25 protein-coding genes and 1 riboswitch are annotated in these 21,722 nt (G+C 39.3%); of the genes, 7 read left to right on the top strand and 18 right to left on the bottom strand.

Annotated features, from left to right (window positions below; genetic code table 11):
* Nucleotides 1-23: 23 nt before the first annotated feature.
* The 5 genes from EV282_RS04620 to EV282_RS04605 all read right to left on the bottom strand — a co-directional run bounded on the left by EV282_RS04620 (nt 24) and on the right by EV282_RS04605 (nt 3,626).
* A complete protein-coding gene (locus tag EV282_RS04620) occupies nt 24-707 on the bottom strand; it encodes a 3D domain-containing protein (RefSeq protein ID WP_165389358.1) in 684 nt (227 codons plus the stop codon).
* Nucleotides 708-1,074: 367 nt separating this feature from the next.
* The gene (locus EV282_RS04615) at nt 1,075-1,398 is read right to left on the bottom strand and encodes a YuiB family protein (protein WP_077359537.1); all 324 of its coding nucleotides are present in this window, start codon (nt 1,396-1,398) and stop codon (nt 1,075-1,077) included.
* 80 nt (nt 1,399-1,478) lie between these two features.
* Complete coding sequence (locus EV282_RS20130; protein ID WP_165389357.1) at nt 1,479-1,610, bottom strand: YuiA family protein; 132 nt, start codon at nt 1,608-1,610, stop codon at nt 1,479-1,481.
* A 148-nt stretch (nt 1,611-1,758) separates the two neighbouring features.
* Nucleotides 1,759-2,241 carry an NUDIX domain-containing protein gene (locus EV282_RS04610; protein ID WP_130294168.1) on the bottom strand — a complete coding sequence of 161 codons (483 nt, stop codon included), beginning with the start codon at nt 2,239-2,241 and terminating at the stop codon, nt 1,759-1,761.
* A 185-nt stretch (nt 2,242-2,426) separates the two neighbouring features.
* Entirely contained in the window at nt 2,427-3,626 is a 1,200-nt protein-coding gene (locus EV282_RS04605; protein ID WP_130294166.1) for an NAD(P)/FAD-dependent oxidoreductase, read from the bottom strand.
* Nucleotides 3,627-4,007: 381 nt separating this feature from the next.
* Between EV282_RS04605 and EV282_RS04600 the strand changes: the two genes are divergently transcribed.
* From EV282_RS04600 to EV282_RS20120, 3 genes are all read left to right on the top strand, one after another.
* Nucleotides 4,008-4,988 (top strand): NAD(P)/FAD-dependent oxidoreductase, encoded by a 981-nt coding sequence (locus EV282_RS04600; protein ID WP_130294164.1) that lies wholly within the window; start codon nt 4,008-4,010, stop codon nt 4,986-4,988.
* 68 nt (nt 4,989-5,056) lie between these two features.
* On the top strand, nt 5,057-5,230 hold the full coding sequence (locus tag EV282_RS20125) for a hypothetical protein (protein WP_165389356.1): 174 nt from the start codon (nt 5,057-5,059) through the stop codon (nt 5,228-5,230).
* A gap of 138 nt (nt 5,231-5,368) precedes the next feature.
* On the top strand, nt 5,369-5,530 hold the full coding sequence (locus tag EV282_RS20120) for a hypothetical protein (protein WP_165389355.1): 162 nt from the start codon (nt 5,369-5,371) through the stop codon (nt 5,528-5,530).
* Between the two features lie 56 nt (nt 5,531-5,586).
* Here the strand turns inward: EV282_RS20120 and EV282_RS04595 are convergent, their stop codons facing one another.
* Entirely contained in the window at nt 5,587-5,943 is a 357-nt protein-coding gene (locus tag EV282_RS04595) for a HesB/IscA family protein (protein WP_130294162.1), read from the bottom strand.
* An 81-nt stretch (nt 5,944-6,024) separates the two neighbouring features.
* Nucleotides 6,025-6,204 carry an aspartyl-phosphate phosphatase Spo0E family protein gene (locus EV282_RS04590; protein WP_130294160.1) on the bottom strand — a complete coding sequence of 60 codons (180 nt, stop codon included), beginning with the start codon at nt 6,202-6,204 and terminating at the stop codon, nt 6,025-6,027.
* A gap of 339 nt (nt 6,205-6,543) precedes the next feature.
* Here EV282_RS04590 and mqnE point away from each other — a divergent pair, with 339 nt between their 5' ends.
* Entirely contained in the window at nt 6,544-7,641 is a 1,098-nt protein-coding gene (gene mqnE / locus EV282_RS04585; protein ID WP_130294158.1) for an aminofutalosine synthase MqnE, read from the top strand.
* Nucleotides 7,642-7,741: 100 nt separating this feature from the next.
* On the opposite strand, the gene dapF is transcribed toward mqnE, so the two are convergent.
* Together dapF and EV282_RS04575 are read right to left on the bottom strand one after the other, a co-directional pair.
* Complete coding sequence (gene dapF, locus EV282_RS04580; protein ID WP_130294156.1) at nt 7,742-8,605, bottom strand: diaminopimelate epimerase; 864 nt, start codon at nt 8,603-8,605, stop codon at nt 7,742-7,744.
* A 17-nt stretch (nt 8,606-8,622) separates the two neighbouring features.
* Nucleotides 8,623-8,865: a hypothetical protein gene (locus tag EV282_RS04575; protein ID WP_130294154.1), complete on the bottom strand. Its 243-nt coding sequence runs from the start codon at nt 8,863-8,865 to the stop codon at nt 8,623-8,625.
* 98 nt (nt 8,866-8,963) lie between these two features.
* A riboswitch (FMN riboswitch) is annotated at nt 8,964-9,235 on the top strand.
* A gap of 198 nt (nt 9,236-9,433) precedes the next feature.
* Between EV282_RS04575 and EV282_RS04570 the strand changes: the two genes are divergently transcribed.
* A complete protein-coding gene (locus EV282_RS04570; RefSeq protein WP_242611832.1) occupies nt 9,434-10,012 on the top strand; it encodes an ECF transporter S component in 579 nt (192 codons plus the stop codon).
* 275 nt (nt 10,013-10,287) lie between these two features.
* Here the strand turns inward: EV282_RS04570 and EV282_RS04565 are convergent, their stop codons facing one another.
* Complete coding sequence (locus EV282_RS04565) at nt 10,288-11,502, bottom strand: NupC/NupG family nucleoside CNT transporter (protein WP_130294152.1); 1,215 nt, start codon at nt 11,500-11,502, stop codon at nt 10,288-10,290.
* A gap of 210 nt (nt 11,503-11,712) precedes the next feature.
* On the bottom strand, nt 11,713-11,949 hold the full coding sequence (locus tag EV282_RS04560; protein ID WP_130294150.1) for a YuzB family protein: 237 nt from the start codon (nt 11,947-11,949) through the stop codon (nt 11,713-11,715).
* A gap of 228 nt (nt 11,950-12,177) precedes the next feature.
* On the opposite strand from EV282_RS04560, the gene EV282_RS04555 reads away from it, so the two are divergent.
* Complete coding sequence (locus tag EV282_RS04555) at nt 12,178-13,242, top strand: NAD(P)/FAD-dependent oxidoreductase (protein ID WP_077359548.1); 1,065 nt, start codon at nt 12,178-12,180, stop codon at nt 13,240-13,242.
* Nucleotides 13,243-13,353: 111 nt separating this feature from the next.
* Here the strand turns inward: EV282_RS04555 and EV282_RS04550 are convergent, their stop codons facing one another.
* Both EV282_RS04550 and EV282_RS04545 read right to left on the bottom strand, forming a co-directional pair.
* The gene (locus tag EV282_RS04550; protein WP_165389354.1) at nt 13,354-13,659 is read right to left on the bottom strand and encodes an LSM domain-containing protein; all 306 of its coding nucleotides are present in this window, start codon (nt 13,657-13,659) and stop codon (nt 13,354-13,356) included.
* A gap of 89 nt (nt 13,660-13,748) precedes the next feature.
* Nucleotides 13,749-14,072: a YuzD family protein gene (locus tag EV282_RS04545; protein ID WP_130294146.1), complete on the bottom strand. Its 324-nt coding sequence runs from the start codon at nt 14,070-14,072 to the stop codon at nt 13,749-13,751.
* 158 nt (nt 14,073-14,230) lie between these two features.
* On the opposite strand from EV282_RS04545, the gene EV282_RS04540 reads away from it, so the two are divergent.
* Entirely contained in the window at nt 14,231-14,476 is a 246-nt protein-coding gene (locus tag EV282_RS04540; protein WP_066238880.1) for a NifU family protein, read from the top strand.
* Nucleotides 14,477-14,653: 177 nt separating this feature from the next.
* Here EV282_RS04540 and argF read toward each other — a convergent pair whose 3' ends face one another.
* The 5 genes from argF to argB form a co-directional block, all read right to left on the bottom strand.
* Complete coding sequence (argF, locus tag EV282_RS04535) at nt 14,654-15,601, bottom strand: ornithine carbamoyltransferase (RefSeq protein WP_130294144.1); 948 nt, start codon at nt 15,599-15,601, stop codon at nt 14,654-14,656.
* Complete coding sequence (locus EV282_RS04530) at nt 15,601-18,687, bottom strand: carbamoyl phosphate synthase large subunit (protein ID WP_130294142.1); 3,087 nt, start codon at nt 18,685-18,687, stop codon at nt 15,601-15,603. Before EV282_RS04530 ends, argF begins: the two co-directional genes overlap by 1 nt.
* A complete protein-coding gene (locus EV282_RS04525) occupies nt 18,680-19,732 on the bottom strand; it encodes a carbamoyl phosphate synthase small subunit (protein ID WP_130294140.1) in 1,053 nt (350 codons plus the stop codon). The genes EV282_RS04530 and EV282_RS04525 overlap by 8 nt, the downstream gene beginning before the upstream one ends.
* A gap of 74 nt (nt 19,733-19,806) precedes the next feature.
* Nucleotides 19,807-20,976, bottom strand: coding sequence for an acetylornithine transaminase (locus tag EV282_RS04520; RefSeq protein WP_130294138.1), 1,170 nt, complete (start codon nt 20,974-20,976; stop codon nt 19,807-19,809).
* A complete protein-coding gene (argB, locus tag EV282_RS04515) occupies nt 20,973-21,713 on the bottom strand; it encodes an acetylglutamate kinase (protein ID WP_165389353.1) in 741 nt (246 codons plus the stop codon). The genes EV282_RS04520 and argB overlap by 4 nt, the downstream gene beginning before the upstream one ends.
* Between the last annotated feature and the right edge of the window lie 9 nt (nt 21,714-21,722).

Here is a 21,722-nt window from a genome sequence, read left to right as displayed (position 1 = left end):
TTTCTTTGGTTATGTAGCTTATATCAATATATAAGCTGTTGTCTGAACACTTGCATAGATTTATCTTCGTTCATTGCCTTAAGTTCTGTTTCAGTTATTTCGCCATCACCGCGCTGCACGACATACACGTTAATGGTTTTCTTGCCCCATTTTTCATATACTTCTTCTACCGTATTGTAATAGAGGTCAATTCTATGCCCCTTAATCGCAGATCCCGTATCAGCAACGACACCATAGCCGTATCCTGGAACCCATAGAACGGTGCCAATCGGAAAAATACTTGTATCGGCAGCAATCGTTGAGTACAAATCCCTTTTTACTTTAACGCCAGATTTCGTTATTCCATATGCAGGATGAGTTTTTTCTTTTCCGGTACTTTCTTTTCCAGCAGTATAACCAGTCGCCGTTACACTAACAGCTGGATATTTTGTAAAATCAATCGTATCCTCTATGGACTTTGAAGTTTTTACCTCTGCAGAAGAAAGCATCATGTTTGGAGCATAAAACGATGGCATTGATTTTAAAGTCTGTGACAATGTTTTTAAAGCAGCGTCTACGATCGGAATATCACTGGATTGTTTTTCATCCAGCCAGCTGGCAATGTCGTCTGCCTGAACCCCGGAAACAGAACGAAACGTCGTAAAAATAGCACAAACGAATAAAATTGTGAGCACTGCTCTTTTTGCAATTTTTCTTAATGTAAGCAAAAAATGTCCACTCCTCTCCTTACTATTCCTTCCCAATCCTGAAAAAATGTATACGGATTAGTTGATTAGTTATAAGAAAGAAGAAATTATGACGGACAAGTCCTGCATCAGATTAAATAATGTTAGTTTCGTTGGCCGGAACTTCTCTTTTATTGATACCCCTTGAGGTATTAAAAAGAGCATTTCTACGGGAAATGTAATTAATCGCACGTTAATTCACTTTTTTCTCACGTTAAATGAAATAATCGCACGATATTTTAAATAATCGCACGTTAAATGAAAAATAACCACGAGACGACAAATATGGGCAATTCTTACCACACGGATACCCCACCTCAAAAAAAAGACTCCCCCGAAGGAGAGTCTTTTAGAACATCTGATAACCGCGGACACGAAGCATCTTGATCGCAACACCTGCTAAAATAGCACCGATCAGTCCGAAAGTTAATATTGTTATATCTGAAGGAGATAAGTTTACTAAATCACTTCCAAGCTTTTGAAAACTTGAACCAGGCTTAGTAAAATACTCAAAAAATCTAATATCATCCACAATCATTACGACGACAAGAGGATAAAGAATAACCATAAACCATGTAGCGCGCAGAAGCATATTAAACAAAAAGCCTATTCCAAAAAAGAGAACCATGAAAAGCAGCATTGAAATAAAAAACTGTGGTAAAAGCAAATCCATGATGATGACACCCCCATATATCTGTCGTTAGTTTACTAAATGGGGGGATTTACGTCAATTACATTGAGAGCGTTACCTCGTTAAGCTCTTTTCTTTCCGCTTCCGCAGCATTCTACACACGTTTCAGAACCTCCAAGCAACAGCTGGAAATAGCCTTTGCCTTCACAATATTGACATTGATCATGTTTTTTCTGAACCGCATGTTTTCTCATGTTGTAACACTCCCTTGTTTTAGTTTAAATTTTCAGATAATAATAACAAGGAATCAGGGAGTTGAAAAACCTGTTTTAAGGCGAAATAACCTGATGTAAGCGTAAACATTGAGCACATCCTTAAATTATCAGAATATTTCGTACATTTTTATCGGCAATCAAAAATTTTATACGAAGTGTATCCGAATATATCCCCTGGGTTAATTTTATCCTCAATATGTTTATTGTTTTCATTCATAAAATAATGAACCATTAAGGACGTAGCCGGATCTTCCTCAAGCTCCTCAGGAGTCAAAAATGCAGCTCTTTCTATTTCTTTTTCATCCGCAAATAATGCCCCGCTCTTCTTTTTCAGCAGAAAAACAATCATATTATCACTAATGGTTTCTTTGATTACACCTGAACGAATGCCTAGAACTGACACCACTTCTCCCAAAATACCAGTCTCTTCAAAAACCTCTCTTACCGCTGCTTCATCAACAGTTTCTCCTGCATCAACAAATCCTGCTGGAATGGACCATTTGCCTTTTAACCCACCATATTTCTTCTTCACGACAAGCCATTTTCCATCATCATCTATTAAAAGGCCCGCAGCTGCCAGCCAAACCTTTCCTCTGTCTTTTTTACTCATCAGCATGATCGTCCTTTCTTTAACCTTAAGAATTTTTACTTTTGATTCGAATTTGACCTCATTGACAAGTTGATTGTAGTGCAAGGTACGAGATCAACTACTCTCAAAAACAACCCTGCATAACGAAAACTGCATATAAAAAGAACAGAAGCATTAGCTCCTGTTCTTAGTTTACACGATTCGATTTAGAAAAGTTTTAATTTACCTTTTTTAATAACCATTGGTACTCCACCAAGTAAGAACAGGTAACGGTTATCGATTACTTTTTTCATTGCAGATGCTGTAGCACCAAACAATTTCTTGTTTCCTACTTTACCGATTGCTTCACCTTTACCAAGTGAGGCAACAGTACCTTTAATGTCAGGTTTGAATTCTTCAAGCTTTCCGCCGTTCATCAATGCTTTGATGTTGCGGCCGATTGTATAAGCTTGTTGAATTGCGATTTGTGCAGTTGGAGGGTATGGACGGTTAGCTTCCTCGTCGATGATAAGCGCGCAATCCCCTGCAACGAAGATGTAATCAAAGCTAGGCATACGAAGGTCCTTATCAACTTTCACACGTCCGCGCATTGTTTCAAATCCAGCTTCTTCTACAAGGTGATTTCCGCGAACTCCGCCTGTCCAAACGATCGTGTTTGCTTTGATTTCTTCGCCATTCGCAAGAACAACGCCATCTGTATTACACTCTTTGATTGGCGTGTTAACAAGGAACTCAATTCCGCGGCGCTCAAGATTGTTGATTGCATACTCAACAAGCTCTTCATCAAAACCAGGCAGAACCGTTGGAGCAGCCTCAATATTTACGATACGAACTTTTTCACGAGGAATATCATACTCGCGGCAAAGCTCAGGAACACGGTCAGCAAGCTCACCAACGAACTCGATGCCTGTGAATCCAGCTCCACCTACTACGATTGTAATAAGCTCGTCTTTTTGTCCTTCGTTATTATAGCGAGCAAATGAATAATCAATATGCTCACGAATTTTACGTACTGAGTTAATGCTGCGGATGCTGAATGCATTTTCTTTAAGACCTTGAATTCCAAAAGTTTCTGGGTCTGATCCTAGAGCAATAATTAAATAGTCGTAAGTTAACTCTTGGTTTTCTAAAACAACACGCTTTTCATCTTTTTTGATTTCTACAACAGTATCTTGTACAAAATTCACTTTGTTCATATCGATGATGTTGTCGATCATGATACGTGTTTTATCGTGATGCAAAGTACCTGCTGCATTTTCGTGAAGCCATGTTGTTTGGTAATGATAGTTATGTTTATTTACCAGTGTTACTTCTGCTTCATCTGATCCTAATTCTTTCTGTAAACGAACAGCTGACATGATTCCGCCGTAACCGCCGCCTAGAATAAGTATTTTTGGCTTACTCATCAATTTCACTTCCAGTTCTTATTTTTTTTAGTTTGACCTTTTCATTCATTAAATATGAAGAAAAGGAATAGATTGTGATATATTTCACGTAATAAGATATAAATAAATGCAAAAAAATGTTCGAAATATCGACATCTTTTTTTCATACGTACTCATCTTATTCCTTTTTTCTTGTTTTTTCAACCCTTTTTTCGTTATGATAAATATTCAATTCTTTTATGGATTGTTGTCTTTTTGGGTATCACTCTATGCCAAAATATACTAGTAAAAAAAGAGGACTTTTTGCCTTCTTAAAGAATGTTTTATGAGAGATAGGCGAAGAGTTCTGGTCAGAACATATTTCATGTTCATCAGTCATAGAAAACAGAAGAGGTGAAAGTGATGGCAAAAGAAATTTACGATATTACGATTATTGGTGGAGGTCCATCGGGATTATTTGCTGCCTTCTACGGCGGCATGCGTCAAATGAAGGTTAAAATTATTGAAAGTATGCCGCAGCTCGGCGGACAGCTTTCTGCATTATACCCTGAAAAATACATATACGATGTTGCCGGCTTCCCAAAAGTTCTGGCTCAAGATCTTGTGAACAACTTAAAAGAGCAGGCTATGCAGTTTAATCCTGCTGTTGTTTTAGAAGAGTCTGTTCAGAACGTTGAAAAAAATGATGAAGAGATCTTTGAATTAACTACCGATAAAACGGTTCATTATAGTAAAGCAGTTCTGATAACCGCAGGGGTTGGTGCATTTCAGCCACGCCGATTGGAGTTAGCATCTGCTCAACAATATGAGGGTAAGAACCTTCATTATTTTGTAGATGATCTTCAAGCATTTGCTGGCAAAAGAGTGCTGGTTTGCGGTGGCGGAGATTCAGCACTGGACTGGTCGTTGATGCTGGAGCCTATCTCACCAGAAGTAACACTGACTCATAGACGTGACAAGTTCCGTGCACATGAACACAGTGTTGAACAATTAATGAATTCTAAGGTTGTAGTAAAAACTCCATATCAAGTTACCGAATTGATTGGTGACGGTGAAAATATTTCAGCAGTCGTCTTAGAGAACGGAGACTTGAAAGAGACGATCGAAGTGGATGCAGTTATCGTTAACTACGGATTCATTTCTTCTCTCGGTCCGATTAAAACGTGGGGTCTCGATATCCAAAAGAACTCGATTGTCGTTAACTCTAAGATGGAAACAAACATTAAAGGCATCTATGCTGCAGGCGATGTGTGTACGTATGATGGCAAAGTGAAGCTGATCGCTTCCGGTTTTGGAGAAGCCCCAACAGCAGTAAACAACGCCAAAACATATATCGATCCAAATGCAAAAACGCAGCCTATGCACAGCACAAGTTTATTTTAAAAACCAGAAAGGCATCGGACAATGGTTCTGGTGCCTTTTTTACATATTTAATGAAGGAGGGAAATCAATTGAATAGACAATTTACTGAGGAAGAAATGCATGCTGCTGATTGTTTGCAGGAAATCCAAAGAATCGTAACCCAGCTTCATATAACTGACGAATCCTTTTTGGAGGAAACAAGAGTTCAAGTCCCTCGCTTAAAAGAACTTTTAAGTGAATTGGAAAAGTACACCTTGGAATAATTTCCTTCTGGATTAAGGAGTCATTCTTTGTTAATATAGGTTGTGAGGCGGACAAGTGCCGCTGACAAATTAGTTTTTTTACCCGGTGTTGGCGCGCCGGGTTTTCTTTTACCCTTTTTTAGACAAGGAGATTTATCTATGGAAATGAATTTGATTTTTGGTATCGTATTCTTTATTTTAGGAACTGTTTTAATGCCTCTTGGTTTAAAACAGACCAGCAAACAAAACAAAATGCTGCTTATTGGTGCATCCGTTTTCTCAGATTTAATCGGTCTTGCGTTAATATTTAAACTTATATAATGATTACATAACAAAACCTCCTGAACGAGATGTTCAGGAGGTTTTGTTGAATTTTATTAACATTCTTCAGGAGTACCGGCATTTGTTGCTGTACGGAAAGATGATCCGCATCCGCATGAAGCGATGGCATTTGGATTTGTGATCGTAAATCCTCCGCCCATCATGTTTTGTTTAAAATCAATAACAGTGCCTTTTAACACTTTCGCACTTTCTTCATCTACAACGACGCGAATTCCTTCGATCATTTCTTCTTGGTCTGAGTCAGCAAGGTCACTATCGAACCCCATTCCATAAGAGAGCCCTGTACATCCTCCGCCTTTTACAGCAACACGAAGAAATTGACTTTTATCTTCTTCATCAGCCAGCATTTCCTTGATTCTGCTTGCTGCACTTTCTGTAATCTCAACGATCATTCACTTTCACTCCTTTTAATAAGGATTATGGCTTAAGTATACCGTTTCCGCTGTAACCTCTCAAGGTATCAGCTTTGGCAACTATTTTTCGTTATGCTGCAACTGCATAATTTTATTATGAGTTTCATCAATTTTTTTACTATATTTCAAAACCATAGGATGCTGTATTCCAAAAGTATTGGCTGTTTGTATCATCTTATTTCGCAAGGTTTCTAATTGTTCTATTTTTTCTAATCTAGCGGCAGCTGATGTGGCTTTCATTTTCGTCACTCCACTCTTAAATTTAAGACAAGTACGGTATGTCTATTTTACAGTTATTTCAATTAATAGACAATAATCCCCTAGTAAAAAATACATATTTTTTTGTATTGGAAAGTTTTTTATAAAAGTGACTTCCTTGTCCAAATGTATGATTAGGCTTATAATGAAAATGCATCTTGATGCCTGAATAGGCTTGTTTTGTTGAATTATCTTTTTAATTCCTTATTTTACATAGTATTCGCATCGTCTTTGTAAAAGGAGAGCATAGTCTCTTCCTATGTTCCAAAAAATTTAAACATCATCCGAACATTTCGTTAGAAAATTAGGGGGATAAAAAACATGGCAAATATTTTAACGTTCGATACTCGAATGGAAGCAATTGCAGAAAAAGTTAAAAATGGTGAACGTCTTACAATTGAAGATGGTTTGTATCTTTATGAAACGGACGATTTACTATCTGTAGCGTCACTCGCAAATGAAGTGAACCGTCAAAAAAACGGTGATCATGTCTATTTCATCGAAAACCTTTATATCAATCCAACAAATGTTTGTGAAGCATCTTGCAGTTTCTGCGGATTCAAACGTAAGCCTGGAGAAGAAGGCGCCTATACAATGAACGATGAACAGCTTTTAGAGTATGTTCAAAAGCGCTGGAATGATAACATTCGTGAGTTCCACATCGTTGGCGGACACAATCACGAAGTTCCATTTGATTACTATTTAAATACAGTAAGTACATTGAAAAAGCACTATCCTCAAGTAACCGTAAAAGCATATACTGGGGCTGAAATTGAATTCTTCTCTAGAATTGCTGGTATCTCAATGAAAGAAGCCTTACAGGAGTTAATCAAGGCAGGTCTTGATACGATGCCAGGCGGAGGAGCAGAAATCCTTACTGAGCGTTATCGTTTAAAAATGAGTCCTGACAAAGCATCAACTGATCAATGGCTTGAAGCTCACGAAATTGCACATGGTTTAGGATTGAAAACACATGCTACCATGTTGTACGGTTCCATCGAAACAAAAGAAGAGCGTCTGATTCATATGGATCGTCTTCGCCAGCTCCAAGATGTAACGAACGGTTTCATGGTATTCATTCCGCTTGCGATGCAGCCCCGTTCCCAATCCATGGGCTTAACGAGAAGAACATCTGCTTTTGATGATATGAGAACGATGGCAATCAGCCGTCTTATGCTGGATAACTTTGACCATATCAAGGCGTATTGGATCAATATCGGCGTACAGCTTACACAAATGGCTCTTACCTTTGGATCAGATGATATCCATGGAACACTGATCGAAGAGCGCATCTCACATGCTGTAGGTGCCCTGACGTCAGCTGGAATTACACGCAAAGAACTTGTTCACTTAATCAAGACAGCAAATAAAGTGCCTGTTGAACGTGATACTTTCTATAACATTATCAAAAAGTATTAATCATAAAGAAAGCCCGACTACATTTTAATTAATAGTCGGGCTTTTTCATATGATCTTCCGTTACATGTTCTTCGTTTAATTAGACGTTCGCTCAGATTGTCTATTTAATATGATATTCCCCTGTGCAGATCACTTCAGCTGGACCGGTCATTAACACATCCCCGTCATCCTGCCAGTTAATTATAAGATCTCCACCTGCTAAATGAACGGTAATATCGGTGTTTTTTTCAGCTTTTTTGTTTAAAATAGCTGCAACTGCAGCTGCACAGGCTCCTGTTCCACAAGCTTGTGTAATGCCGGAACCTCTTTCCCAGACACGAAAGTGCATTTCCTGTTCAGATATCACCTCTACAAATTCTGCATTAACCCAATCAGGAAACATCGGATCTTTTTCAATTATTGGGCCTAAAGAGTGTAATGGCGCTTCTTCAATGGTATCTACAAAGAAAATCGCATGCGGGTTACCCATTGAGACTGCGGTCATTTTAAGTTCGCTGCCTTTAAAAGAAACGGGCTCATTAATAACGGAGTCTTTATTTGAGAATCCTTTTACAGGAACTCGATCGGGAATGAGAATAGGATTTCCCATATTAACAGTTACCTGACTAACTTGATCGTTTTCCTCAATTACAAGTTTTGCAGTTACAAGTCCCCCAAGTGTTTCAATTTGGAACTCCTCTTCCTCAACAATTCCATGTTCATAAGCATATTTTGCTACACATCTCAGACCGTTTCCGCAATTTTTTGCTTCTGAACCATCGTTATTAAATATCCTCATTTTAACCGGTGCTTTTTCACTCGGACAAATTAATATCATTCCGTCAGACCCGATTCCCGTATAGGGATTAGATACGGCAACAGCAAGATTTGCAAGGTCAGCTTCAGCGATTGTTTCTTCAAACATGTTCACATAGATATAATTATTTCCGAGTCCATGCATTTTTGTGAAATTTAGTTTCTTCATGTTTTAGTTAATGCTCCTTATTGTGGACCTCTTAATTTTTCATCTGTATAAAAATAATCATCATCAGCATTAAGTATTCTAAGCTTTCCATGACAGCACGGCATGATCAACCGCTGCTTTACGCCTTCTTTTGCAAGCTCCAACTGCTCTTCTTTAAAGCTTGTAAGTACATTGTCACTTTTACAAAAAGGACACTCTGCGATATAGATGTCATTCATCATTCGTTCATATGGCCATGTATATTCAAAGGTTATTTTCATGTGATTCATCCTCTATTTGGAAGGTGTGATAATTGCATTATCATTCACAACTAACATTTTTTAAAGTATAATAGGTCATGTAACAAAATACAATAGCGATCCATCTTCGGGGCAGGGTGAAATTCCCGACCGGCGGTAATTGAAGATTCCCTCTTCATCAGCCCGTGAGCTTAGAAAAGCCGAAACAACCGTTTAGACACGACAAGCACTTAACTCTTGACCAAAGACACGCTTTTTGTGTCGAAGGGCTAGAGGAAAGTGACCTCGAGTGTCTGGTTGATTGAGGCTGGACATCACATCGATGTAAACTCTTTGCTGATCTGGTGCAACTCCAGAGCCGACAGTATAGTCTGGATGGGAGAAGATGTTGGTACAGCGGTTCTTTTTGTAAAAATAGAACCCTTTGTTTAAGTACGCATTTTATACTACGTAAATGCTTCTTTCACATGCTGTTCTTCATACAACAACTCCCTTAGACCACTATTTTGGCTAAGGTTTTTTTGTGTGATACAGGCTGTGCTGCATTTGAAATCATTAGATGGCGCAAGACAAAAGAGGAGAGATTTCAATGCAAAAGGGAAAAATCAAACAAATGGTAGCTGTATCTATGCTCAGTACGATCGCATATGTGCTGATGATGCTAGACTTCCCATTTCCGGGGCTGCCGCCATTCTTAAAGATCGACTTTAGTGAAGTTCCAGCTCTGCTGGCGGCCATCATCTTTGGGCCAATTGCTGGGGTCATGGTTGAAGGAATTAAAAATACGCTTCACTATGGTATCGTAGGAAGTTTTACAGGTGTTCCGGTCGGACAGCTGGCTAATTTTATAGCAGGTGTACTATTTATTCTGCCAGTATCGTACTTATTCCGCAAAAAACACACAGTTAAACGTCTTTCAGGCGGTCTGATCCTAGGAACAGCTTTAATGACATTAACGATGGGACTCCTTAATTATGTGATCATCCTGCCTGCATACACATGGTTCCTTGGAGCTGAACCGATGTCCAGCCAGGTGATGATGGACCTAATCCTTAAAGGGATCACACCATTCAACTTAGTGAAAGGTACCATTATTACTTTATTGTTTTTAGCTTTATACAACAGAATGAAGCCTTGGGTGATGAAGCAAATCGCTCAGCAGGCTTAATATAATAGATAAAACCGTTGCGTTCGTTAGTTGCGCAGCGGTTTTTTTTTTGAGGAACTAAAGTCGAAATTTGTCTAGGAGAGTCGACTCGTGGATTAACAGCTAAAATTCGTGGATAAACAGGAAGAATTTTTGGATTCAGACCTGAAACTTTTGGATTCAAGTGCAAAATTTCTGGATTCCCTCGGGATATCTGCTTTTCTGCGCCTGTCTTCCACTCCAATAAACAAAAAAAGACGCTCAAGCAAGTGCTTGAGCATCCTTATGACTATATTTTATAGAATGAACATACCAGCGATTGCACCGCTTAGTAGGTTAGCAAGTGTTGCAGCGATAACCGCACGCATCCCAAGTCTTGCGATGTCTGGACGACGGCTTGGTGCCATTGCTCCAAGACCACCTAGCAAGATCGCAATAGATGAAAGGTTTGCGAATCCACAAAGTGCAAAGCTGACAACAGCTACAGTTTTAGGCATAAGCTCAGGAATTTGTGGTGCGAATGAAGAATAAGCAACAAATTCATTCAATACAATCTTTTGACCGATAAAAGTACCGGCTTTAACGGCTTCTTCCCATGGTACACCGATTACGAATGCGATTGGTGCGAATAGGTAGCCTAAGATTTGCTGAAGTGTAATATCATAACCGAACCATCCGCCGATACCGCCAAGGATACCGTTTACAAGAGCGATCAATGCGATGAATGCTAATAGCATCGCTCCAACATTTAATGCGATTTGAAGACCGTCACCAGCACCTTTAGCAGCTGCATCAATAACGTTTACTGTATCTTTATCACGCTCAAGCTTAATTTCACCCATTGTTTCAGGCTCTTCTGATTCAGGAACAACGATTTTTGCAACTAACAATCCTGCCGGAGCACACATAAAGCTAGCTGCGATCAAGTACTCAAGAGGTACACCTAAAAGGTAATAACCGATTAGTACAGAACCTGCTACTGATGCAAGTCCTCCAACCATTACAGCGAAAAGTTCAGATTGAGTTAGACGATTCATATATGGACGGATTACAAGAGGTGCTTCAGTTTGTCCTAAGAAAATGTTAGCTGTAGCACTCATGGATTCCGCTTTACTTGTACCTAATAGTTTTGATAAAGCTCCACCTAAAATTCGAACAACCCATTGCATAATTCCTAAGTAATAAAGAACTGAGATTAAAGATGAGAAGAAAATAATTACTGTAAGAACTTGAAATGCAAAGATAAATCCTTTACCTTCTTCAGGAATCATGCTTCCGAATAAGAAGTCTACACCTTCGTTTGCATAAGCAACAACATTTGATACTTTTTGGGATACTGCCTGTAATGCTTTCTTACCAGCTTCCCACTTAAGTACGATTAAAGCAAAAGATACTTGGATCGCTAGAGCACCCAGAACTGTACGCCAGTTAATCGCTTTCTTATTTTGAGAAAGTAAGAATGCGATAACTAGGATTACCAGCATACCACCTATTCCCCATAAAATTTGCATATTGCACACCCCTTTTGTAAGTTAGAAGAAAACGCTTTCTTTTCATGTACTAGTTGTCAGACATCGAATGACTGACCCCTTAATAATGTAACAAATTTCGACAAAAATGCAATCCCTTTTTTATTATTTACACGTTAGATATTTTTCCCAATAAAAAATGCACTATCCAATAAAAAAAACAGCTTCTCAATTTTTATGAGGAGCTGTTTTCTAAAACATAAAGTTTTCATCTATATGATTGTAAATATTCTTTACGAGTTCTTCTGGTGAATCTCCATGGACAATATCCCCATTAACGAGAGCAAAAAGTGATTTTGCACATTGCCCGCAATAACCAAGACATCCATATTCAATCACATCTAAATCATAATCTTTTTCTAATTCTTCAAGTGCTTTTTGAGCACCACTTGCCAAGTTACTGACACAAAACTCGATAATCGGTCTCATCTTTCATTTCACCTCTTAATGAATCCATCCTAACGGTTTATTGAGGGCTAGTCAATGTAAACACATTGATTTTTCCGCAAAAATAGTTGTGAATTTATTGCAAAGTGCTATACTTAAACATGTCAAAAACGTGAAATCGTTTACTTAAAGTATTTTAAGGTTATTGGTTAATATACATTACTATAAAAATAGATAAGAATTGTCTTGAAAGAAAAGGGGAAATGACAAATGAAGCACCTCGTTTTACTTGGCGGAGGATATGGAAATATGCGTGTGTTGAAGAGGCTTCTTAATTCCTCAGACCTCCCTGAAAATATTCAGCTTACACTTATTGATCGCGTGCCATATCATTGTTTAAAAACTGAATACTACGCATTGGCTGCCGGAACCATTTCAGATCACCATGTTCGGGTAACGTTTCCTGACCACCCTCGCCTCAATATTAAATATGGGGAAGTAACAGGAATTGATATTAATGAAAAAAAAGTACTTTTAAAAGATCAGGACGATGTATCCTATGATGATTTAGTTATCGGACTCGGATGTGAAGACAAGTATCACAATGTGCCAGGAGCCGATCAATTCACATTAAGTATTCAAACGATTGATAAGTCACGCCATACCTACCAAGTACTTAACAACTTACATGCTAATGCCGTTGTTGGTGTTGTTGGTGCAGGACTCTCTGGTGTGGAATTAGCATCGGAGCTTCGCGAAAGCCGGCCAGATCTATCAATTAAGCTGTTTGATCGCGGAGATATCATTCTTTCAGGATACAAAAAAAGATTAAGCAACTATGTTCAAAACTGGTTTGTAGAACATGGTGTTGAAGTAATCAATAACTCTAATGTAACGAAGGTCGAAGAAGGCGCACTTTATAACCATGACGAGAAAGTGGAATGTGATGCTATCGTTTGGACAGCAGGCATTCAGCCAAGCCATATCGTTCGTGGACTAGATGTTGAAAAGGATAGTCAGGGACGTGTCGTGCTAACTGAACATCACCACTTGCCTTCTGAAGAACATGTTTATGTAGTTGGCGATTGCGCGAGTCTTCCTTATGCACCGAGCGCACAGCTAGCGGAAGAGCAAGCAGAACAGATCTCTCAAGTTCTTCTAGCACGCTGGAACAATCAGCCTCTTCCTGAAATGAACGAGATCAAATTAAAAGGTGTTATGGGATCCCTTGGCAAGAAGAGCGGATTCGGTACGATGGGGAGCGCCGCTTTAATCGGCCGCGTACCACGCTTATTAAAGTCAGGTATCTTATGGCTATATAAATATCAAGTATAAAAAAAGCCCTTGCATCGCAAGGGCTTTTTATTTTTGGGAACGTTGAATTCTGCTTTTGGCTTTAATCAACATCACTAAGGTTTTGATACTTTTGTAAACACTTTGTTTAAATTACCAAAAGTAAGGACGGAAACGGCGAATTCTAAAAAATGGAAATCCAAAGATTCCGAAACCCGGAAAGAATGGACCAACAAAAATGATACGACTGTCACGCTGTTCACTTTCACCAGGCATGATCATATACATATTATCCTGATCATAACTGTGAAGCTTGCCATGATACACATTTCCATCATTCAATTCGATCGTAACGTTCTGTCCCATGTATTTTAGACAGAGATCATGATAATGATGGTGATAATGCCCCGCATGTGAGGACTCATCTTTAAGCAGTTTACCTTTTGAAGGGTTCAACAATGGCATTTGCCTCCTTTTTTTCCATAACATCATATTCTAAAAAAAGAGACAAAGTATGTGTACAGACCCAATTCAAAAAAAATAGGCGCTTAACTTACAGCGCCATAACCATTTTGTTCAATAATGCTATAGATTGTCTTTAGATTCGGATTCCCTTCTGCAACGACCTCTCCATCAATCACAACAACGGGATAGAACAGGTCTTCTTCTATAATTCTTACTGAAAATGCTTGATCTGCTTCATTTTCGGTTTTTTCCATATCTATATACTGTACTTGAAATACAGTGTTCGGAAATTTTCTGGAGATCGCAGCTTCCAGCCACTCTGCAGTTTCTTTAGCTGATGGAAGATGAACACAGCTCGCACATTTCTGCTCGGCACCATATACTTTAATAATAAGTGAATTTTTCATGAAGAATCACCTCAATGTATGCGCTTATTTGCTTTCATCATACCTTATTTTGCGAGAAAGAAAAAGGAGCAAATATCATGATGCTTGCTCATGGATTTTTTATTCCATATCCCGTATACTAAAGGTAAGTTCTTTTTAAGAAAGGAGCCTTGATAGTTATGGCTGAAACTCAAAACTTAGAGATGCGTGAACAAGTTGAAGAAGTTCTTGATAAATTGCGTCCGTTCCTTCTTCGTGATGGAGGAGACGTGGAATTAGTGGATATTGAAGAAGGTGTAGTAAAAGTACGCCTTATGGGTGCTTGCGGAAGCTGCCCGAGTTCTACAATTACACTAAAAGCCGGTATCGAACGTGCACTTCTAGAAGAAGTACCTGGTGTAGTTGAATTAGAACAAGTATTTTAATGAAGAAGCCGCTCCCTCAAGAGCGGCTTTTTTTTTTGGCTGTTTTCACGCAAGATATGTTGCCTTAAAAGTAGTTGATTTCCGTTTCAGGATGCTCGCATGTACCCTGAAGCGGAGATCACCTCACCAAACATTTTGTTTATGGTTTTTTGCAGTGACCACCCATTAAAACAACACTTAAGACATCAAATGCACAAGCAATGCTTTTTGTGCGTGAAGACGGTTCTCTGCTTCTGGGAAGACAACAGAATGATGACCATCGATGATTTCAGCTGTCACTTCCTCTCCGCGGTGAGCAGGCAGACAGTGCATGAAAATGTAATCTTTTTTTGCATGTGACACAAGCTCCTGATTTACTTGATACGGTTCAAAATGAGCCATTCGCTCTTCCGCTTCGCTCTCCTGCCCCATACTCGCCCATACATCTGTATAGATAACATCACTGTTCTTAACACCGCTTATCGGATCATTTGTAACTTCCACGATAGCACCTGTTTGCTTAGCAATTTCTTTTGCATAAGAGACGATTTCTGCTTTAGGCTCATAATTTTTTGGTGTAATAATCGTACAATCCATTCCGACTTTTACTGAAGCAATCAGAAGCGAATGAGCAACATTATTACCATCACCAATATAAGTGACTTTTTTCCCTTTAAATGATCCCTTATATTCCAAAATGGTTAATAGATCAGCAAGTGCTTGGCAAGGGTGGAAATCATCTGTCAATCCATTGATGACTGGAATTGTACTGTTACGTGCCAGCTCTTCGACAGTCGATTGGTGGAATGTACGGATCATGATTCCGTCTAGATAGCCAGATAATACTTTTGCTGTATCTGAAACGGTTTCTCCTCTTCCCATTTGTATATCGCGAGTACTTAAATGGATAGCATGACCACCAAGTTTAAGCATAGCGGCTTCGAACGAAACTCGTGTGCGTGTAGATGATTTTTCAAATATCATACCAAGGATTTTCCCTTTTAATAAGGGCGGTGCAGATTCTCCTTGCTTTTTTAAGTCTTTTGCCAGATTCAGCAAATCGATGATTTCATTACCCGAATAATCAAGCAGAGTCAGGAAATCTTTTTTAGTTCTTGTGGTGCGTAGAGGGTGAACGAGTGACATCAGATCAGCACTCCCTTTCTTGAGTTTTTTAATAAAACAGCTGCCTGCAGGTATGCTTGTGCGGTCTCTTTTCTAGTAAAAACGTGAAGTCTCTCTAACACTGCACTTTTTGCAGAATTTGTTTCTTCGGCAAAATTTATATATGCCGTTTTGTTGTCCGTCTTTATCCAGTCATTGAAAGACATATCGTCTTCCGTAACAATCTCAAAACCAAGTTCAGACCAGGCTTCCAGATCAGCTTGTCGAGGATCACTTTCTATAAAAATGCTTCCTTTAAAGTCCCAAATATTACTTAACTGGAGGCTGGATCCTTTTAAAGCTTTTAGGAGTGCTGACTTAAAATCGCCGTCTGTGCCGATGACTTCACCCGTTGAGGTCATGACGGGCGAAAGCACTGGTGAAACTCCTGGCAGTTTAATCGTTGAAAATACAGGTGCTTTTACAGTAATAAACGGCTGGCCGTTATGTTCGGCTTCAAGCTTTAATTGGTTTAATGGTGTTCCAAGAATAAGTTCTGTTGCTTTTTGTACTAAGTTCACATCGGTAATCTTACTCATGATCGGAGCTGTTCTTGAAGCCCTTGGATTTACTTCGATCACATAGACTTCTTCACCATTTACTGCAAATTGTATATTGAACAATCCTTTATAATTCATGTTTTTTGCAATTTTCTCCGAATAGCTGATAATACTTTTTTGAACACGATCTGTAAGAAATTGCGGCGGTGTTACGGTTAAACTGTCGCCAGAATGTACGCCGGTTCCTTCAATATGTTCAAAAATTCCCGGTATAAAAATGTCTGTTCCATCTGTAAGCACATCTACTTCTGCTTCTTTTCCTTCTAGGAACGTATCGATCAAGATAGGATAGACTACATCCTCCTTCAGCAAAAAACCATTAAGCTCTTTTTCAGAGTAAAACACTTTCATCCCTCTTCCTCCTATTACATATGAGGGCCGGACAAGTAAGGGAAATCCTAACTTTTTCGCAAAGGTTTTCGTTTCTTCTTTATCATGAGCCGTGAATCCATCTAATTTCGGAATACCGATTTTATCTAAAAATTGATAAAAACGATCTCGGTCTTCCATCTGATCGACCGTATCCGCTGGAGTTCCTAGAACATGGACGCCCGCACTCTCTAATTCTTCAGCTAAGTTGATTGAAGTCTGTCCGCCAAACTGCAGAATTACATCTGTAATACTTTCAAACTGTAAAACATTATAAATATCCTCAAACGTTAACGGTTCAAAGTATAGTGAATCGGATACCTCATAATCCGTACTTACCGTTTCTGGATTGTTGTTGATTAATATCGCTTCATAACCTAATCTGTTTAGAGCTAACGCACTGTGCACACAGCAATAATCAAATTCCACACCTTGCCCTATTCGTATAGGACCTGAACCAATAACAGCGACTTTTTTCTTTTGTTCAGGTTTCTTATCACTTACTCCGCTCCAGCTGGAATAAAAGTAAGTTGTCTTCGCTTCAAATTCAGCAGCGCACGTATCAACCATTTTGTATGAAGGCGTGATCTGCCATTCTTCCCGTTTGGTTCTCACCTCTTTTTCGGAGACAGACCACATTTTAGAAAGAGCATGATCTGAAAAACCAAACTTTTTAGCCATCTTAAGCTGAGATTCATCTATCATTTGTAGGTCTAATTTTTGCAGCGTCCCATTCATCTGAACCATCTGGCTGAATATGGATAAGAAATAAGGCGTAATCTTGGTCACCTCATGAATTTTTTCAGCAGAAATGCCTCTCTTCAGCAGTTCAAGAACGACAAAGAAACGTCGGTCGTCTGCATCAGCCACTAGTTTAAATAATGATTCTTCATTTAAAACGTCAAGTTCTTTTAAAAACATGCCTTCTGTTTTAAGCTCGAGTGAACGAATCGCCTTTTGGAAAGCTGAAGCCATATTTCGTTCCAAAGCCATTATTTCTCCTGTTGCTTTCATCTGTGTGCCAAGCTTTCGGTCGGCTTCAGTAAATTTATCAAATGGCCAGCGGGGCATTTTCACGGCTACATAATCCAAAGCTGGCTCGAAACTTGCAAATGTCGTACCTGTAACCGGATTCTTCAGTTCGTGAAGGTTGTAGCCCAGTGCAAGCTTTGCTGCGATTTTTGCTATAGGATAACCAGTAGCTTTTGAAGCAAGTGCAGATGAACGGCTCACACGCGGATTAACTTCGATTAAATAGTATTCAGAAGTATGCGGATGAAGAGCAAACTGGATATTGCAGCCTCCTACGATTTCAAGTGCATTAATAATCGTTAGAGAAGCTTTTCTTAGTGACTGATACTCGTCATCTGTCAGTGTCTGACTTGGTGCAACAACTACAGAATCACCAGTATGGACTCCAACAGGATCCACGTTTTCCATATTACACACCGTGATGCATGTGCCATTCTCATCACGCATGACTTCATACTCGATCTCTTTGTATCCAGCAATGCTTTTTTCAATCAAACACTGTTTGATAGGACTTGCAGACAGACCCTGTTTGACAAGGTTTGTGAGCTCTTGTTTGGAACTTGCAATCCCGCCTCCAAATCCCCCAAGTGTGTAAGCTGGACGTACAATAACGGGATAGCCTGTTGCATCTGCAAATCCAATTGCTTCTTCAATGGAAAATACGATCTCACTTTCAGGTACAGGTTCTCCAAGCTTGTGCATAAGGGCACGAAACGCTTCTCGATCCTCTGCTTTTTTTATAGATTGGATATCTGTACCTAAAAGCTTAACTCCGTATTTTTGTAGAATGCCATTTTCAAAGAGGTCCATCGCAAGGTTTAAGCCTGTTTGACCTCCTACTGTCGCAAGCAGGCCATCAGGCTTTTCTTTTTGAATAATCTGTTCCGCGTATTCGATTGTTAATGGTTCAAAGTAAATCTCGTCTGCAAAAGTCTTATCCGTCATGATTGTTGCAGGATTGTTGTTAATTAACACAACTTGAATTCCTTCTTCTTTTAATGCCTTGCATGCTTGAGTTCCTGAATAATCAAATTCAGCTGCCTGCCCGATGACGATGGGACCTGAACCAATTACTAAAACTTTCTTGATGCCGGATACTTTAGGCATAGCTTCTCACCTTCTCTTTATGCTTTACAGTCTGGATGAAATCTTGAAAAATTTGTGCGTGTTCTTGAGGACCAGGTGCTGCTTCTGGATGGAATTGAACACTTGAAATATCGTATTGGCTGTGCCACAGCCCTTCTACACTTTTATCGTTCACGTTCTCAAACCAAATGTTAAAACCCGTCGAATGTAAACTCTCTTTTTTCACAACATAACTATGATTTTGTGAACTCATCGATACTTTTCCTGTTTTCACGTTCATAACAGGATGATTCGCTCCTCGATGACCAAATTTCAGTTTCATTGTTTCCCCGCCAAATGCGAGTGCAAGTATTTGATGACCAAGGCAAATTCCCAATACGGGATAGCGAACCGCAATATTTTTATAACGAGAAAAATACTTTGAAAATCTCATAGGGTCTCCTGCACCATTTGAGAACACGAAACCGTCTGGATTCAATTTTTCTATTTCAGCAGTTTCATAATCGAATGGAACCACTGTGACGGTACAGCCTTGATCTATAAGTGAATCAGCGATCGATTTTTTATAGCCAAAATCAATAAGAACAATGTGTGTTTTCCCCGTACCGAATTTCTGAAGTGCCGTTTTAGGCCAGCACTCTTGTAATTGAAAGGAATCGGAAGGTATTGTACTTGCATGCATTACAGCAGGGACTGAACCCTTTTTACGAATCTGTTGAATAAGAGCTCTTGTATCGACATTTGTTAAAGCAGGAATTTGATGATGATTAAGATACGCTGTCAATGAGTGTTGTTCGCCTTCGAGCTGAAACGGATAGCAGTCTGCCATAATGACACCCGAAACTTGAATTTGAGCAGATTCCATACTTTCCGGCATGAAACCATAGTTACCGATAAAAGGGTACGAAAATACAACGATTTGTCCCTGGTAAGATGGATCTGTCAGCACTTGTTCATATCCAGTCATCCCTGTATAAAATACAACTTCACCTGAACAATATTGATGATCGCCGAGCCAGTCTCCTGCAAATGAAGTCCCATTTGCTAATGTAATAGAGCCTTTCATAGTAAATTCCTCTCCTTGTATAAAACCTATATCTATTCGTATTTTTATTCATTTATTCGTATAAAAAATAAGGATTATGCGTCCTTTACGTTTGATACAGTATGAAACTGTTTAAATAATTGATCAATAATTGCTGCAGCTGATTCTAATTCTTCATCTGAAACGGTTAATGGAGGGAGCAAGCGAATCACGTTCTCTCCTGCAGGAACAGTCAGTAACCCATGCTCTTCAAGCCACTCTATCAAACTGCCCACAGGTCTCTCACATTCTATCCCTATTAATAAACCTTTGCCTCTGATTTCTTTCACGAGTGGGTGTGATTGCAGAGAGTCTTTTAGCGTTTCCTTAAATTGATTTCCTTTACGTTCAACTTCTTGTAAAAAGTCATCTTGGAAAATGATAGTTAGAACCGATTGGCTCACTGCACAAGCTAAGGGGTTGCCGCCAAATGTTGTTCCGTGGCTTCCTGGTCCAAAAGCAGTTTTCAATTTCTCTTTTCCAAGCATTGCTCCAATCGGGAATCCATTTCCCAATCCTTTGGCAAGTGTAACGATATCTGGATTTAAACCAAAATGTTCGAATGCATATCTTTTCCCTGTTCTTCCGATCCCCGTCTGCACTTCATCAATAATCAGCAGTATATGATGTTCATCGCATATCTTCTGAATTTCATTATAAAATGACAGATCAGCCGTGCGTACTCCGCCTTCACCTTGAAAAACTTCCATCATGATCGCGGCAGTATCTTCATCTATGATTTTTTTCAGTTCCTCGGTTTCGTTCCATGGCAGATGGATAAACTCTGAAATGAGCGGACCGTATCCGTCTTTGATCTTTTGCTGCCCTGTAGCAGACATAGCACCGAATGTACGCCCATGAAAAGAATCCTTAAACGTTATGATTTTATTTTTTCCTGTATACTTTTTTGCGAGTTTAATTGCAGCCTCATTGGCTTCAGCACCGCTGTTGCAAAAAAAGGCTAAATCTAATGGGGTGTTTTTTACAAGTGTTTCAGCAAGAACTTCCTGCTGTTCGATTTTAAATAGATTTGATGTATGCCATATTTTCTCACTTTGATCCTGAATAGCTGTGACGACTACCGGGTGACAATGACCAAGGCTCGTTACAGCAATTCCGCTCGTGAAATCCAGATAGCGCTTGTTGGTTTCATCGTATACATATGTCCCGCTTCCCTTTTGCAGCTGAAACTCTTTTCTTTTATATGTTGGGAATAATGAACTCATATTGCCAGTACCTCCTTATAGCAGCGTGTACCTGACAAAGTTTGGTCCGCTATTAACACTTCATCGATGTTCAGGTTGAGGCAATTCATAGCTGCTTCTACTTTCGGTATCATTCCGCCGTAAATGTGACCCTCATCTATTCCTTGCTTTAATTGAGTAATAGTTAACTGATCCACCTTCTGCCCTTTTATTTGAATCCCTGAAATATCGGTAACAAAACAGACGGATACGGCTGATAGTGCTGCTGCTGTTTCACCAGCTGCGGTGTCTGCATTGATGTTCACTTCTTCCCCGTTTTCGGTGACACCTAGAGAAGCAATGACAGGTACCTTCCCTGACTCCAGCAACTTTTCTAAAAGGTCGATGTTCACTTTTTTAACTTTGCCCACACGGCCATATTTTTCTTGATTTAAAAACTCACATCGAATGAGTGTGTTCTCTGAACCGCATAAACCGCCAGCTTGAATTCCTTCTTGATGTAATCTCTCAACTAGTCTTTTATTTGCTGTATCCATTAATGCTGTTTTTACGCAAGAAAGAGCTTCATGTGATGTAATTCTTATTCCGTCTTTCATTTGAATAGGCAACCCTTTTTCTTGCAGCTTTTTATTTATTTCAGGTCCCCCGCCATGAACAATGACCACTTTTTCACCATTCTGAATCTTGCTGCGCAGACTTTTAAAAAAGGCAGGCTGTAAGTTTTCTAACGTGCTTCCGCCGATTTTTAATACAGACAACAAATTTCT

This window comes from Fictibacillus sp. BK138 (assembly GCF_004216955.1).
GTDB lineage: Bacteria > Bacillota > Bacilli > Bacillales > Fictibacillaceae > Fictibacillus.
This window is presented reverse-complemented; position numbering and strand designations above follow the sequence as displayed.